This window comes from Leptospira meyeri (assembly GCF_004368965.1).
Taxonomy (GTDB): domain Bacteria; phylum Spirochaetota; class Leptospiria; order Leptospirales; family Leptospiraceae; genus Leptospira_A; species Leptospira_A meyeri.
Genome location: NZ_SORO01000001.1, coordinates 1542239 through 1557804 on the forward strand (window position 1 = coordinate 1542239; position 15566 = coordinate 1557804).

General features: G+C 38.2%; 13 protein-coding genes. 6 read left to right on the forward strand and 7 right to left on the reverse strand.

What is annotated here, in order from left to right:
* The first annotated feature begins 60 nt into the window (after positions 1-60).
* Positions 61-1023: a putative glycoside hydrolase gene (locus CLV96_RS07155; RefSeq protein ID WP_004785411.1), complete on the forward strand. Its 963-nt coding sequence runs from the start codon at positions 61-63 to the stop codon at positions 1021-1023.
* A 37-nt stretch (positions 1024-1060) separates the two neighbouring features.
* Here the strand turns inward: CLV96_RS07155 and CLV96_RS07160 are convergent, their stop codons facing one another.
* The 4 genes from CLV96_RS07160 to CLV96_RS07175 all read right to left on the reverse strand — a co-directional run bounded on the left by CLV96_RS07160 (position 1061) and on the right by CLV96_RS07175 (position 5419).
* The gene (locus tag CLV96_RS07160) at positions 1061-2083 is read right to left on the reverse strand and encodes a lipase secretion chaperone (RefSeq protein ID WP_004787259.1); all 1023 of its coding nucleotides are present in this window, start codon (positions 2081-2083) and stop codon (positions 1061-1063) included.
* 95 nt (positions 2084-2178) lie between these two features.
* On the reverse strand, positions 2179-3090 hold the full coding sequence (locus CLV96_RS07165) for an esterase/lipase family protein (RefSeq protein ID WP_004786540.1): 912 nt from the start codon (positions 3088-3090) through the stop codon (positions 2179-2181).
* 103 nt (positions 3091-3193) lie between these two features.
* Complete coding sequence (locus CLV96_RS07170; protein ID WP_004784717.1) at positions 3194-4231, reverse strand: hypothetical protein; 1038 nt, start codon at positions 4229-4231, stop codon at positions 3194-3196.
* Positions 4232-4306: 75 nt separating this feature from the next.
* Positions 4307-5419, reverse strand: coding sequence for a lipase family alpha/beta hydrolase (locus CLV96_RS07175; protein ID WP_004787597.1), 1113 nt, complete (start codon positions 5417-5419; stop codon positions 4307-4309).
* 219 nt (positions 5420-5638) lie between these two features.
* Here CLV96_RS07175 and CLV96_RS07180 point away from each other — a divergent pair, with 219 nt between their 5' ends.
* A complete protein-coding gene (locus CLV96_RS07180; RefSeq protein WP_004787570.1) occupies positions 5639-6508 on the forward strand; it encodes a heparin lyase I family protein in 870 nt (289 codons plus the stop codon).
* Between the two features lie 22 nt (positions 6509-6530).
* Here CLV96_RS07180 and radA read toward each other — a convergent pair whose 3' ends face one another.
* Both radA and CLV96_RS07190 read right to left on the reverse strand, forming a co-directional pair.
* Positions 6531-7898, reverse strand: a complete 1368-nt coding sequence (gene radA, locus CLV96_RS07185) for a DNA repair protein RadA (RefSeq protein WP_004786615.1) — start codon at positions 7896-7898, stop codon at positions 6531-6533.
* Positions 7898-8536: a ribonuclease D gene (locus CLV96_RS07190; protein ID WP_004786512.1), complete on the reverse strand. Its 639-nt coding sequence runs from the start codon at positions 8534-8536 to the stop codon at positions 7898-7900. The genes radA and CLV96_RS07190 overlap by 1 nt, the downstream gene beginning before the upstream one ends.
* Positions 8537-8590: 54 nt before the next feature.
* On the opposite strand from CLV96_RS07190, the gene CLV96_RS07195 reads away from it, so the two are divergent.
* The 4 genes from CLV96_RS07195 to CLV96_RS07210 all read left to right on the forward strand — a co-directional run bounded on the left by CLV96_RS07195 (position 8591) and on the right by CLV96_RS07210 (position 14474).
* Positions 8591-10477 carry a glycoside hydrolase family 36 protein gene (locus tag CLV96_RS07195; protein ID WP_004787051.1) on the forward strand — a complete coding sequence of 629 codons (1887 nt, stop codon included), beginning with the start codon at positions 8591-8593 and terminating at the stop codon, positions 10475-10477.
* Between the two features lie 75 nt (positions 10478-10552).
* Positions 10553-11011, forward strand: coding sequence for a putative lipoprotein (locus tag CLV96_RS07200; RefSeq protein WP_004787474.1), 459 nt, complete (start codon positions 10553-10555; stop codon positions 11009-11011).
* A 113-nt stretch (positions 11012-11124) separates the two neighbouring features.
* Entirely contained in the window at positions 11125-12855 is a 1731-nt protein-coding gene (locus tag CLV96_RS07205; RefSeq protein WP_004786778.1) for a hypothetical protein, read from the forward strand.
* Positions 12852-14474 (forward strand): hypothetical protein, encoded by a 1623-nt coding sequence (locus CLV96_RS07210; protein WP_004785047.1) that lies wholly within the window; start codon positions 12852-12854, stop codon positions 14472-14474. Before CLV96_RS07205 ends, CLV96_RS07210 begins: the two co-directional genes overlap by 4 nt.
* Here the strand turns inward: CLV96_RS07210 and CLV96_RS07215 are convergent.
* On the reverse strand, positions 14431-15543 hold the full coding sequence (locus tag CLV96_RS07215; RefSeq protein ID WP_004785951.1) for a SpoIIE family protein phosphatase: 1113 nt from the start codon (positions 15541-15543) through the stop codon (positions 14431-14433). The genes CLV96_RS07210 and CLV96_RS07215 overlap by 44 nt on opposite strands.
* Positions 15544-15566 lie beyond the last annotated feature (23 nt).

The following is a 15566-nucleotide window of genomic DNA, read 5'->3' on the forward strand; positions in this document are numbered from 1 at the left end:
TTTCGTCAATCGATTCGATTTGAATTTTCAGAACCAACCCAAATTCTTGTCATTACTACTATGAAACAGGCAACTTTTTTCCTTCTACTTTTTTTCTTCCTATCCTGCCAGTCAGCATCCAAAACAGAAAGACGGCAAAACGCAGATTCCTCAGGAATCACTCCTGATTTTATTGAAGGTCTCTATATCAATACCAAAACCATTCGTGATAAAAAAAGGTGGAGTCTGTTATTCCAAGTAATGAAAGACGCAGGAATGAACACCGCAGTTGTCGACATGCAACCTTATCCACCTACTCCCGAACAAGTTGCAGAGGCCAAAGCATTAGGTTTCTACATGGTAGCAAGGGTAGTTAACTTTGAAGGTGGACTCATAGAAAAAACACCTAATACAAATTTGATGGCATCAATTCAAAAATCAATTCGCAAAGCTTGTGAACTAGGATTTCCTGAAATTCAATTGGATTATATACGATATGCAGATGGTGGCACTAACTTTAGTATGAGTTATGAAAAACGTTATGAATCCATTCTCGGAATCATCAAAGATCATAAAGAAAAAACCAAAGACAGTTGTTCCAAAGACACTCGTTGGACCGCTGATATATTTGGCAGAGTACCTTTTATTGAAAACGATGTAATTGGCCAAAAAGTAGAACCGTTTAGTGAAGAACTTAATGGCCTTTATCCCATGTTATATCCATCTCATTTTTACGGATTAACCAAACGAGTGGCAGATCCTTACGGGACCATCAAGGACGGACTTGACCTAACTGTCAAACGTGCCAAACAAGGAACCAAAGCCATTGCCTGGGTCCAAGGCTTTAATATGATGGTAGGCCCGAGCAAACTAACTTACTCAGACTATATCAAGGTGCAAATGCAAGGGGCAAAAGATTCATTAGGTCATGGATTTATTGTTTGGAATGCCGGGAACGAATACATAGACACTATGAATGCATACGAAAAGTATAAATCTGAACCAAGCCCAAATAACCAGAAGCTCACAAAAAACGAAAACTAATTGTAGGCTTCTGTAAGTGAGAACCCAAAGCGGGGATTTATTTTCCCGCTTCTTCTATATTTTTTCGCCTCACATAAGCATCCGCTTCTTCTTCCGAACCCAAAACCTGAATTCGCAATTCTTTCAGTTTCTTTTCTTTTTCTTGTGAAGAAAGACCAACATTCTCTTTCAAAAATTCTTTTTCTTTGGATTCATACTTGGAGATGGATTCGTAAAATTTTGCCTCTTTTGCCCTTTCTTCAGACAAACTAGCAGCTCTTTCTTTTCCAAAATATTTGGTTTCAATTTTATTTAGGTATTTTTCTTTTTCTTTTGGGTCGGTGATTGCATTGAACTCTTTATCACGAAGGCTCATTTCCACTTGATAATGATCATATTTATCTTCTCTAGAAACTAAAGCATCATAATAAGGCCCGTATGTTTTTTTCTTTAAGTCTTCAAACTGTTTCACTCGTTGTTCAGCTGGTAAATTAACAGATTGTTTGATAAAATTTTGTGTACCTTCTAAAAAAGAAACCTGGGATTCTTCCATTCCAAAAATCAAATCGGCCTTCTCACCAAGTACATCCCTTCTTTTGGATTTGATTTTTTCATATAATTCCACAAAGGACAAATCCGTTGGCTGTTCCCACTTTCTGTATTCTTCTTCATAGCGAAAGTATGATAGGAACAAATCTTTTATTTTTTCTTTATCAGGGGATTCATATTCAGAATCAAGATAAGCGAGGATGGTTGCATTACACTGATCAGGAGTGTATTCGGCCTTACATTTACGTCGTAATGCCCAAACTTCCCAAACAAAATTAACCTTACCGGTTTTCAAATCTTCCAGTAACTCTAGATAGGGTTTGGTTCTGTCCTCTCTAAAAGGAGAAACGGCTTCATCCCAAAAACCCTCCCCCGTTCCAAGGGGTGAAATTCGATCCATTGCCATTTGTTCTTCTGGACTCAGTGTTTGTTTCGACTGATCTGTAGTTGAGTTTTGTTTTAAAAAATAAAGTAAACCTAAGAAGAAAAAAAGAAATACGATAGCGATAATAATTATTTTTTTAAAATCCATTCTGAATGTATTGAAACCTAATGTGGAGTTTGCGTTTTGAAATTGTTTAGAAATAAAAAAGCCGGACGAATATCCGGCTTTTTTAAAGTGGGTTTTTATAAACCAGCTTTTGCGTTTTTTGCGATGTTTAAGTACCAACCTTGCACATCATAATAGTTTTGTCCGCTCCAAGCCAAGTTGGTTGCTTGTAAGTGGTCAATACCAGTTGCAAACCAATAAGAAGAAGGTGTTCCTTTCCAAGCTCCCCATTTTTGAGAGTTCAATGGAACCACACCATCGTTGCCACCACCTAAACCATAATACAAACCACCTGCCCAAGTGATTGGGTGAGTGAGTGCCATGATTGGGTGTTGGATAAGATCTGCCCAAGCCATTTCACTTCCATAAGAGTAGTATTTGATTCCGGATGCATTCGGCGAGTTTGTATTAAATGTCTTCACATAACTTACAGTAAGTGATTTTCCCATTGCAATTACGTCTTGAGGACGACCATCACGATACACTAGTTTTGCGAGTAAACTGAGTGCGGAATTTGCGAATGGTTGTAACCAACCAGGAATCGCAGCTAAAACGATGTCAGCCATTGGTGCCCCTTGATGAAGGGAGTTGATGGTAGTGACAGTTTGTGTTTTTCCAGCAAAACCTAAGTTTGATACCATATAACGAATGACAAGTCCACCTTGGCTATGACCCATCAAATGCACCTTAGAACAACCGTTTGCTGTCATCCATGTAGATACTGAAGATTGAATTTGGCTCGCACGAGTAGGAATTGAGTTAGTTGCTGAACTTCCAGGAGTGGTGACTTTTGCCCCTTGGCTACGAAGATAACCGTCAAGGCCTCCCCAATACTTTACAAGACCACCTGCAAGCCCTTGGGTATCATCAAAACCAAGGATTCCATGGACAAGTGCGATGCACTGGCCATCCAGAGGACCGGCAAACAGACCGGAGGTGGGAACGGAGAGAAGGGTCGCTAAAAACCCAATCAAGATTTTCTTTTTCATATTTCACCTGAACTTTCTATGTTTTTTACAATATAAATTCACAAGAATGACATCAGTCAATAACTTATGGCAAATTTAGGTCAAATGTTTCGGAACGATGTTCTTAGTTAACACCGTATGTTCTCTCTTCCTTGGCACGGTAGTAGCCGCTCGCTTCTTCATTTTTAATGATTTCCGCCTCTTCCCCAAAGTATTGTTTGCGCAGAGCGTCCAACTGTTTCTCGTCCTCTGGGGTCATTCCCCCTTTTTTGGAAGAAAGTTGGGTGCGTTTTTCAGCATATTTCTGCTGGTTTTGCCAGGCTTTTTCTCTCTCTTCTTCCAAAGCATCCCAACGGCTAAGGGCTGCGCTGTCCATGCCCATAGCAGATCGAATTTCACGAAGAGCCGATTTTCTTTCTCCAAAAGAAAGGACTTTCAAATCCTTTTGCACAGCCACCATAAATCCTTCTGTCAGTTGTTGTCGTTTGTTCTCCATAACACGTGGGTATTCTTTGCCGAATTGGTCTTTTAAGGTTTGCGAATATTGGCTGAGTTTGGCATCCAAATTCCCAGCGGGACTTTCCGTGATGCGTTTTAAGGTATCCCCAATCGTTGTCATTTTCTTTTCCATGGCCCAAATCTGGTCTGCCTTTTCTCCAAACAAACGATACCTTTCTTTCCACATCATTTGTTTGCGAGCCTCGTCCGACATAAGACCCACCTTACTCATGTTTGCCTCTCTAAACTTATTATAGTTATAAAGATTTTCTGACATTCGCATCAGTTCCAACACTTTATCGGGGAAGGCAAATCCAAGAATCTGGTTTAATATCCGAACCCAATCATTCGGATAGAGTTTCGGAAGGTCTTTCATAAGCTCCTCAATCATAGCGATCTGTGCCCCAGGATGATCAATGTTTTTGCCATACTTCTCCTGTAGAATCCTTGCGATTTCTTCTACAGAGTATTCCATCAATTTGTGGTCGGCATAGTCTTCAGGCAGCTGAGGGAGTTCACGAGTGGAAAAATTTTTCCCTTCTTTTAAAATAGATTCAAAGTCTTTTTGATTTTTATCCTTACTTGGACGGAGCAAAAGGAGACTAAGAAAAAGAACGGAAGCAGAAATAAGGACAATGTATAAGATTTTTTTGTTTTTGATCATAGTAAAAACGAAAGGATGAATAGTAGTGATAATCGGAATCCACTGGCGATAAAACTTACCGCCAGTGAGGAATCGTTAACCGCCTTTGGTTACGATAAACTCTAAAATAGAAGCGTAGAATTCTTCTTCATCAAAAGTATCGGGAGGAACCCCAACCACATCCAAATGGTCTTGGCTCACAACAGAAGTTTTAGATGTCATCTGTGCGGAAGTAGGAGCATTTAAGTTACTCACATAACCTAAGGTTGAGTTGACTGTGATAGTATCAAAACAAAGAGCACATTCGTTGTATTGTAAACGATATCCCATTTGTTGCGAATTGATTCCCACAAGTCCGTCATCATCATTGTTACCACGAGTACCGTCACCTTTCCCGGCTGCCCCATCATTGTCGCAGTCATCTACACAATATCCATCACCGTCAATATTGTAGAATCCTTCTTTTAATAAAAACAATGCAGGGTTTGTATTGATACTGTCTTGCGCAGTGATAATCGATCCCCAATAGTTTGCATCATTTGTATTTACATTATAGTTGGTGTTAAATGCTTTCATCCCTGTAGTGATCCCATCAGTGGAAGAATAATCATTATATACTAATTGTTTTGCTGCAGCAACACCATCGTTTCCTGATCCGTAGATTGTGTTTCCAAATAATTTTGCAAGCGCATCGATTACAGAGGTAACACCTGGTCCTAAATCTAAAATGTATTTCGCAGTTGGAGATCCTCGGTGTGGACTGGAAACGGAAATCATTACATGAACAACCTGTCTTCCATACCGTGCACGAAGTACAGCTGCTGCTTTTCTGGCATCGATTCCACCTTGGGAGTGACCAATGATATTTACTTTCGTGGCACCAGTGGATGTCATGTAGTTCTGAATTCGGTCAGCCAATTGTGTTCCTCTTACTTCCGAAGATTGGAAGGGAGTGACACTGGCGGCTAATGCCTTTTGACCGGAGTTGATACTACCATTGCACGCTGTTTCCAAAAACTCATCACAAGGATCTCCCACAAAGGTACCGTAATCGTTACCGAAGTAGTAATATCCAAGTAAATTGTCGAATCCGGAAAGTCCATGTGCAAACACAACCGGATACACTGTTTTCCTTGCTCCTGCCTGTATTCCCGTCGCAAAGACAAGAAGAACGAGGAGGCAAACAAGGTTTCTTTTTTTAGAGTTCATAAATCACCTCTGAACAATCTACAAACCAGTACAAAATGTACGGATTTTGTCAAGCTAATTGTGTTAATTTTGAGACAAGTTGTGTCATAGTGAAACACTTGGTACATATTCGCAACCGAGAGAGGAAGTTTGGACACAAATTCGGGGATTTACCTCAACGGGATCGTCCAAACTAAATTGGCGATTGTTTTTACGAACTTAGTTCGTCTATAGGTTTTGATGGGAACGAACAGAAACCAATGGCACCGCATCTTCCTTTTGGGAATATGTTTGGGACTTGCCACTTTTCAAGTCCAGTGCCAAAAAAATGAAGAAGACCAAACAACAGAAATTTTAGCGGGGACTCTACTCGCTTACCAAGCAGCAACCACCATCACTTGCACGAGCGAACAATTGACAAAAACTCAAAATGGAAGGATCTTCCAGACTAGCTTTGAATCGGCCTCGGAATTTTCTTCTTTCTATATTGTTCCCTCGCCTTACCAATCGGTAGCCACTCATGGACAAAGTACAGAACAAAAACGCACGGGCACATATTCCCATAAAGCATCTATCTTGTCCGTAGGTCCCACTTGTTTTTATCCACAAAATTGTAATCATAGAGGATATCCCACCATACAGCTCAACAAACTTCCATCAGGTGGATTCAAAACACCTGTGTTAGTTGAGTTTTATGCCTACTTGGATATGAATCTACCGAATAGTGTTGACTGGTTTAGTTTTGCTACTTTTTCAGCAGATCCCAGTGACCAATGGAGACGAGTGGTTCTGGTGAATATCGATTCCAAAAATTATGCTTATTTAATGCATGTTCCCAATCACAACCAAAGCCAACATACATTCCAAAATACAAATACAAGTTTTCCACAAAGGCAGTGGACAAAACTCACAACCTGTCTTGACTTTTCTCCTTCGGGGGGAATGGCGAAAGTGTGGATGGATGGAACATTAATTTCAACGGCTAGTGTTTCTGGAGGATGTGGAGTATTAGAACAGGCTCACTTTGGACTCTATGCTTCACCAACAGTTGGTTCTGGAACAATATATAATGATGATTTACGAATCGAAGAAGTGTCTGTATGTCCTTAAAAAAGGACGTTAGTTTCTAAACTCAAAAACCTAACTCTTGTAAGTGTTTGACAGGAATGAGTTCTAAAGAAGAAAAAAGTCCGTCCACTTCTTTAAAATTCCCTTGGGGAATATAAACTTTGGATATTCCGATCCCAGCCAGTTCTTTCAGTCGCAAACTGATTTGGCCCACACTCCTCACTTCTCCAGAAAGCCCCACTTCACCAAGAAATCCAATCTCTCTGGAAACTGGTTTGTCTTTAAACGAAGAGGCAATAGATGCGACAATGGCTAAATCAAGGCTTGGTTCATCTATGCTAAGCCCACCAGCAAGGTTACTAAATATATCTGATTCGGACAATGGGAATCCCAAATATTTTTCAAGAACAGCTGAAAGTAGAATCACACGTCGATTGTCCAAACCTTCTGCCATACGACGGGCCTGCCCGTAAGAGGACTTGGTAACAAGGGCCTGAACTTCCACACCAATGGCACGAGATCCTTCCATCACTGACGATAAAACACTACCTGATCTTTCTTCTGATTCAGGAGAGATAAACAATCGGTGGCGATCTAGTACTTGTTTTAACCCTCCAGAGACCATTTCAAAAATTGCTGTGTCACCTACTGCACCAAACCTGTTTTTAACGGCGCGGAGGATGCGATAATAATTAAACCGATCCCCTTCAAAATACAGAACCGTATCCACCAAATGTTCCAAGACCTTTGGACCGGCGATCTGACCTTCTTTGGTGATATGGCCTATGAGAAAAATAGGAACCGATGTTCTTTTGGCAGTCTCCAAAAATACTTGAGAAGACTCTCTGAGTTGCGTGATGGTTCCGGCTTGGTTGACTAAACTTTCTTTCAAAATGGTTTGGATGGAATCGATAAAAACCACTTTGGGTTTTAAATCCGAAATCATTTGTGAAATATTTTCGGCATACACCTCGGATGATAATAATATGTTTTTGGAGGTGACACCCATGCGTTTGGCTCGAAGTCCAATTTGGGAGGCAGACTCTTCTCCTGAAATGTACAAAACGGAACCTTCGTTCGCAATGTTTTTGGCAATCTCTAAAACCAAAGTGGACTTTCCAACTCCCGGCTCGCCACCAACTAACACCAAACTGCCGGGAACTATCCCACCACCAAACACCAAATCCAATTCGCTAAAACCAGTTGAGGTGCGAGTGTGGGCATCACTCACCACAGAACCAATCGATTTAGGATCTGTGTATTTTCTATCTTTCGGTTTCAGTGAAATTGGAGAATCAAACCTACCTGCAGAAGTATTTTCTACTTCTTCAATTTGATTCCACTCCCCACAAGATGGACATTTCCCAGCCCATCGGCTGAAACTATCCCCGCAGGATTTACATTGGTATTGGGGGAGTTGTTTTTTTGCCATTAGTGTTCGAAAAGATTTGGTACTTCCAAAAGATCCAGTTCTACTTGGGTTTCTAAAAATCCAAAACAACGCTCTGCTAATGCAAACCGATTTTCGCGGATCATCATCTCAGTAAGGATGGATTCTAGTGCAATCAAAAACCGAACATCCGTCGATGCATAGTCTACCTGGTCTTTGGTGAGGATCTTCTTTCCCCAATCCGAACTTTGATTTTTTTTATCGATGTTTTCTTCAAAAAATTCACGAATCAGTTCTTTTAACCCATGTTTGTCGGTGTAGGTTCGCGCAAGTTTACTTCCAATTTTAGTACAGAATACATTTTGAACTTTGATCCCGAGCCTTGCACGTAAAAACGTCATGTCCATTCGTGCAAAATGAAAGATCTTCGTGATCTCTTTGGATTCAAATAATTTTTGGATGTGTGGGGCTTCTTTTTGGCCAGGAAGAATTTGAACGAGAGCGACTTTATTTTTAGAATCGGAAATTTGTACGACGCAGAGTCTATCCCTTCTAGGATTGAGTCCCATCATTTCACAGTCCACGGCCAACCGGTCATCTTTTTTGAAGGCTTCAAAGAAATCTTCGTTCAGGTCACCCTGAAGAACGACTGGTTTTATAGTTGAACGTTTTTGGGTCATAATGGCTTACTATGGAAACCACCCTAACAAAATCATCAAATAGATTTTTCCAAGATGAAAATTCAATACAGAGTTCATAATTCCGTCACCATTTCCAACTTTCTTCCTGTAAAGGCAGGGGTTTACCAATCCGAATGTAAAAAATTCGAACTTCTATTACCTTCCACTACGGATCAAAAATCAGGAACCGTCCTTAGTCCCAAACTCATTTGGCGAGAACCAACAAGACCTGAAGTTGGATTTTCGGTAGACCATTTGGAACTAGAATTGTCCCTTCTTCCAGAAGGAAATGGATATTCTCTTTTCCAACATGGATACCAATCTTGGTCCATCTCAAGAAAAGTCGAAAATACATCCGTAGACAAACCGCCTTTTTTATCTTTTTTACAATACTCCCAGGAAAATATTTATTCAAAACATGAATCAAAGGTAGGTAAGTTTATTTCTGAATACCTAGCCCTTGTTTTTAATAGAGATTCGGGAAATGGTGTTTTGTATGCTCCCATCGAACAGGGAGAATTCGGAACTAAATTTGAAATTGTCTTTGGAGAACCAGGAAATATAACTTCCGTTAAAGTAATATACGATATTCATTGTTTGCCCGACCTTCGTCCAAATACAAAATTCAGCATCGCAAAAATAAAAGTTCTATCTTTTAAAGGGAATCCAGAAGGAAAACTAGCTAAATACTTTGAAGAATTAGGAAAAAAAGAAGGCCCAGGTAACTTACCGAAAAAAGTTCCTACTGGTTGGTGTTCTTGGTACTATTATTACACAAAAATTGACCAAAAAACCATCTTAGACAATTTAACAAAAGTTAGAGAATTAAACTTACCATTTGAGTTTTTTCAAATTGATGATGGGTACCAAAAAGAAATTGGAGATTGGTTAGTTCCAAACGATAAGTTTCCTGGAGGGATGCGAATCCTTGCTGATGAAATCAAACGAGTAGGACTAAAACCAGGAATTTGGCTGGCTCCTTTCCTTGTTCGAAAAAAATCAGAATTCTTTCGTAAGTATCCAGAAGCCATCCTTAAAGACCAAAACGGAAAACCAGTTCCTGCCATTTACCAACCGCTCTGGGGAAGAGGTTATACTTATGCACTTGATATTACACACCCAACGGCTCTAGCTTATATAGAAAAAGTTTTTTCTACCCTTGTCAAAGAATGGGGCTATCCTTATTTAAAATTGGATTTTCTTTATGCTGGTTTACTCCCTGGTGATGTATATAACAAAAGTTTGTCGCCACAAGCTCGCTATAGAAATGTATTAGAGCTAATTCGTAAGGTTGTTGGAAAAAACACATTTTTACTTGGATGTGGAGCACCAATGTTACCTTCAGTGGGAATTTTTGATGGGATGCGTATCTCTTGTGATGTTGCTCCTTTTTGGTATCCTGAAAAACTTCGTGTATTCTTAAAAGATAGAGATGCACTTTGCACAAGAACTGCCCTCATCAACGACATCACTCGTTCTTCAATGCACAGGCATCTATGGTTAAATGATCCTGATTGTTTACTCGTTCGTAAAAAAAGAAACAAAATGAACGAGGCACAAACTAAACTTATGGCCTCCGTCATGGCAGTGTCAGGTGGGATGTTACTTGTCTCTGATGATTTGACAAAATTAGAGACAGACCGTTTGGATCTTTTAAAAAAGGCATTCCAACTCAACAGGGAATGTCAGGCTTATACACCGATACCAATTGGGATTTTTGAAGAAGAATTCCCTACGGCAATGTACAATCCCGCAGGTTATCTTGGAATTTGGAATCCAACAGAAGAAGAACGGACCATCCAGGTGGCAATCCCACAAGGGCTCAAAACAAAGGAACCATTTTTGGACTTCTGGACAGGAACCATGGTAAACCTTCGAATGATTGGTGGCCACTTTGAAATCACACTACCAGCTTTTGGGTCTGTAGTTGTCTCTGTTTGATTTAGAAAATTAATTGACGGTTTCTAATTTGGACTTAAAATTTCTGCAATTCGTCGTAAGAGGTTTTTTATGCGTATGATCAAACATTTGAGTATAGTTTCCGTAATTGCGGTACTAATTTCATTTAACAATTGCTCCATTTTGGATTCTGCTTCTGGTAGCATTAGCCGATTGGGAGTGTCCGTTTCTGATTCCGCTTCTGCACTAGTTAAATCAGTTTCTAATAGTATTTCTTCTATTTCTGACAGCGGAAAAGAAAAAGCAATGAACGAGTACAAAGAAGATATCATTGCAAGCGTTGCTTTACAAATTCGTTACGAAAACCAAAAACAAGAATTAGAAAACCAACTCTCTTTGATTGCAAAATCTCACGGCGTAGTTGCTTGGAGATCAAACAGCGCTACATACATTGCGATTGGACAAGGATTAAAACAAGCAAATCTTTTTCCATCTGAAATGAAAATCGTAGCAGAAGATGTAGCAAAACAAAACGTCACTGTCGCAAAACTAATCTTAAACGGGTACAATCTATAATTCAGATCCATTTTGGGCGGGGAAATACCGCCCATTCCTTCTTTTTTTTATTCATCTATTTTTTATTTTTTACTACCATAGAATCGAACCCGAACCCAAATCCTTTTGGTTTTTTGTATATAGATTCAAATTCCGGGCAGTCCAGTGGTGGGCATTCAGCTCTGCGTTTGGGAGACAGAGTCTACCATTTGCAGTATTCCTTCGAAGACAAAATCTTTCACATAGTCAGAGAACCATGGGATCAATTTCGATTCCAATATGGAGTTGTACAAAATCGTAATATAGAATTCTACGAATGGAATTTATCCGAACAATCCAAACGTCTTTTGCGCCAAAAATGGAATGAACTTTATTTGGTCCAAGAAACACATATCCAAAACCAAAAAAAACTGGAGGACGAATGGGAAAATTTAAAAACAAAGAATACCGAATACCAATTTTCCTTACCCATTTCAGGTTTTGGTTATTTTACAAATATCCCTGATCAAAATTCTTCATTTGTGGATTTATTTTCTCTTTCAGAAGATGAAAAAAAAGAGTTGGGAACAAACATATTGAAATGGGAGAAAACTGAAAAAAATCTACACTTAACAGAAGACATACGATTACTACCCAAAACCGATTCACCCTATCCTCTGGTTTCTTCCCTCCAAACGAAAACAGAACAATATAAAATCATACAAAAAAGAATTTTTGTTCGTAAGTTTCTCTTAGATCCAGTTTTAATTTACGAACAAGCATTTCTGCAATTAAAAGGACCTAACTTCCAACTGGATGAAACGGAAAAAAAAATTTGGGGAAGTCATCTCAGTCGTTTAGCAAAGGATCTACGTTCCTGTCTTTTTGAAATAGAATGTAATGACTGGGAAGAAATGACCTTACTCATTCGAATTCTTTATGTACAAAGGTCGATTAAAGAAGGAGAGATTGTCTTTCCTAAAAAAAATCTAGAAGGTTTTACTTATCTCCCTGAAATAGAAATACCTGAATCCATAAAAATTGCTAAAGAAGAGGAATATGCTATTTTATTTGATTCCAATAAAAAAAACTTTTCTTCGGGTTATGATCCCATTCTTTTTTTTAATTGGGAATCTTTTTTGACAAGATACCAAGCTTTTTTAGATTCAAAAAGTTTCACAGAAGGAATCGAATTCAATTGGAAAGGTTACAATCCATATCAAAACAAATTGAATCAAAAAATAGAGCTAAATGATTCAAATAAAAATATCTCAAAAAAAGAAAATCTAGAAATTTACACAAAAGGAATTCAAAATCTATATTCCTATCATTTGGTGGATCAAAATTGTACAACAGAACTCATTCGTTATATGAACGAAATGTTTCCAGAAGGAAAAATCGGAAATGAAGTTTTTTGGAAACCTCTCTCGGAAAAAGTGATTAGTTTTAATTTTGTTCCATCAGTGGCTGCTTTGAAACTGGAATCCAGTGAGTATACAAAACAAATCAAAGTTTACCCATCCTACAGAAATCTCAAACGAAAACAACTTAGCCAGTTTTCAGAAAAGTATTTTCAAGATCGATTTGTCCTCACTTCAAAAATTTATAAAACAAACCCCATCGATCATTCATTTTTATTTTTTACGGAAGAAACGATTTGGGATCGTCCAATCTTTGGTTTGTTTAATGCAGTTTGGGGGATTGGTTATACGGCAGTGGGAGTGATCACCGCTCCATTTGATAAAGGAAATAGGTTTTCAAAAGGAACTGAGACTGTATTTTATAGCCTTCCAGAACTTATCTTTTTTAATATCCGTAAGGGTCATTTCCCTTTCATAACTGCAAAAGAAATCCCAGAAGAGTACTACGAAAAAGAATCTTTATGAAAACAGCATTTTTATTTTTCCCTTATCTATTCCTTTTGGTTTGCCAATTTCTACCCAATCCACCTTGGTTTTTTCCAGCAGACTCATTTGTTTATTGTATTGTTGCCCTTTTTTTTATTTTTCTCCAATCGCTAGTTCTTTATGGAAAAACAAAGGGTTTTGTTTTTTTCAAAAATTTGGAACAATATAAATATCCGGATTGGATCATTGCATTTATTTTCTTTATCTGTTTGGTATTGTTTCCAATTCGCAATATGGATTGGGGGGATGGACTCCTCCTTCTAGAAACCAATCTTTTGGAAACCAAACTATTTGGATTTCAATTCACCCTGGATGAAATTCTTGAGACCGTCCTTCATAGCCTAGTTTCCAACTTTTTATCATATTTAGGTTTTTCCGATGACCCAAGAATTTCTTATACTTTTTTATCCCAACTGGCAGGGATCGCTGTGATTTTTGGCTTTTTATGGACAGCTAAGGAAAATTTAAAATCAAATTCACTATCTATACTCATCTTACTTTCGTCAGGTGGCATTCTACTAAACTTTGGTTACGCAGAAAACTATACTCTTGTGACAGCAAATCATTTACTTCTGTATATTTTTGTATCCAAGTATGTAAAAACTCCCCAAAATAATGATCTATTGTTATATGGAGCAACTATTCTTGTTGCAGTATCAATGTTGTTTCATTTGGTTTCAGGATATTTGGTTTTTCTTTTGGTTTACTTATGGTATTTTCATTCCCCAAAAGAAAAGAAGATCAAACATTTAGTTATCTGTAGTCTAATCGGATTTACTATCCTTCTTCCATGGTTTCTGTATTTTTTATTTTTTCATGACCCGTCCATTGATAGAAATAGTACACACTTAATTCATCCTCCGTTTTATCCAAAAAACCGACTCATTTCCTTGAACCACATCAAGGAAATACTATCCGTTTTGTACTGGAATGTATCCATTCCGTCTTTATTTTTACTGTATCAATTTTTCTTTTCCCGAACTGAGTGGAAAAATTTTCTCAAAAGACCTGAGTCAAAAGTCATTATAGTTGCTATCCTTGCTTTTTTTCTTCATGGATTTTTTCATAACCCTCAGTTAGGTTTTCCAGCGGATTGGGACTTAATGGGGTTTTATTGGTTACCAATTACCTTTCTTGCACATCAATTTTGGATCCAATCAAAAACAATCCACCTCGAATGGATTCCTGTTTTTTTATTTGGGACAGTAGTTGTTCTTATTTCAGCAACGAATTTAAACAGAACAAATTCAGAAAAAGAACTTCTATGGGAAGTAACAAAAACAACAATTCATAGTTATGTGGCAGAAAATAGAACATATATCAATACTCTGTCTAAAGATGATAAAAAGTTTTTTGCAAAAGGTGATTTTTTATTTTACAAAGGACAAACAATCACAAACCAACTTTGTGATTTTCCGGAAAAATTAGATATCATTCGCGAAATGAAGGCACATAGAGCCAATTGGAAAAAAGGATTCGAAGATGAAAAGTTCCGATCCAAAGCTATACTAGGTCAATTTTTAACAGAAGCCACCAAAACAAATATAAAATATATTAAATCTCTAGAAGCAAATAAGATATGTCATCCGCAGCTTTAGAAGAAGTTTCTAAATATTGAATGTAGTTTGTGATCTCTGTTTTCATACCCTCAATCCGATTGGCCCCACCAGGCAATTGGATCAAAGTTTGAACCAGTGGATGTGTGCTAGAAGCAAGAAGACCATCCGAATATAAAAAAAGAACATCTCCTGTTTCCACCTGGATTTCATTTTCAGCAAATTCCATTTCTTTCAATATCCCTAAAATTTGCCCCGATTGGTCTTGTAAAATCAATGGTGCCCGACTTTCTTTTTGAAATACAATTGGAAACGGATGACCACCCCTCGCATAGGTGATTTTTTTCTTTAGATGGTCTACAACGATGCTAATCGCTGTCATACTATGAGTTCCGATGGCATTACAAAGTTCTCCGTTCAACCGAACAAGCAATTCAGAAGGAGCAACCGTTGTTGTTCTAGCCAACTCTTTATGTATCGTTGTCATCAGAATAGCAATGAGACCAGAAGTTACACCATGTCCTTCTATATCGCCCATCAAAATCAAAGTACGATCCTCATCCAGAGGCAAAACTTGAAAAAAATCTCCTGAAACAAAACTCACTGGTTTGATATCTGCAAATATCTTGTGTCTGATCTGGGGCAAGTTCATAGTTTTTGACTGGATTTTTGCAGCCAACCGAAGATCCCTTTTGATCGACTCATCCATCGATTCCTTATCTTTTAAGAAATTATAATATTCAAATGCCCTTGAAATTGCCGCTTCAATTGATTTTGTATGAAAAGGTTTTAAAATAAAATCTGATGCCCTATGATAAAGCGAAGAAACAACAGTTTGAATGTCATGTTCCCCAGTCATCATTAGAACTTGGGTTTTAGAATCATAAGTTTTGATTTTTGGTAATAGATCCAACCCAGAGGTATGTGGCATATTGACATCCAAAAAGACGATTGGATTTCTTTCGGCCTCAAAGTATTCCAAACCTTGTAATGGATTGGTAAAATACCGAACGAAGTAACCCAGTCCATTGATAATGAGCTCTAAAGTTTCACAGATTTCTGTGTCATCGTCAATGATTAGGATCTCAGGTTTAAAAGAATACTCGGACATCTACTAGATGTATCGGCAAAACT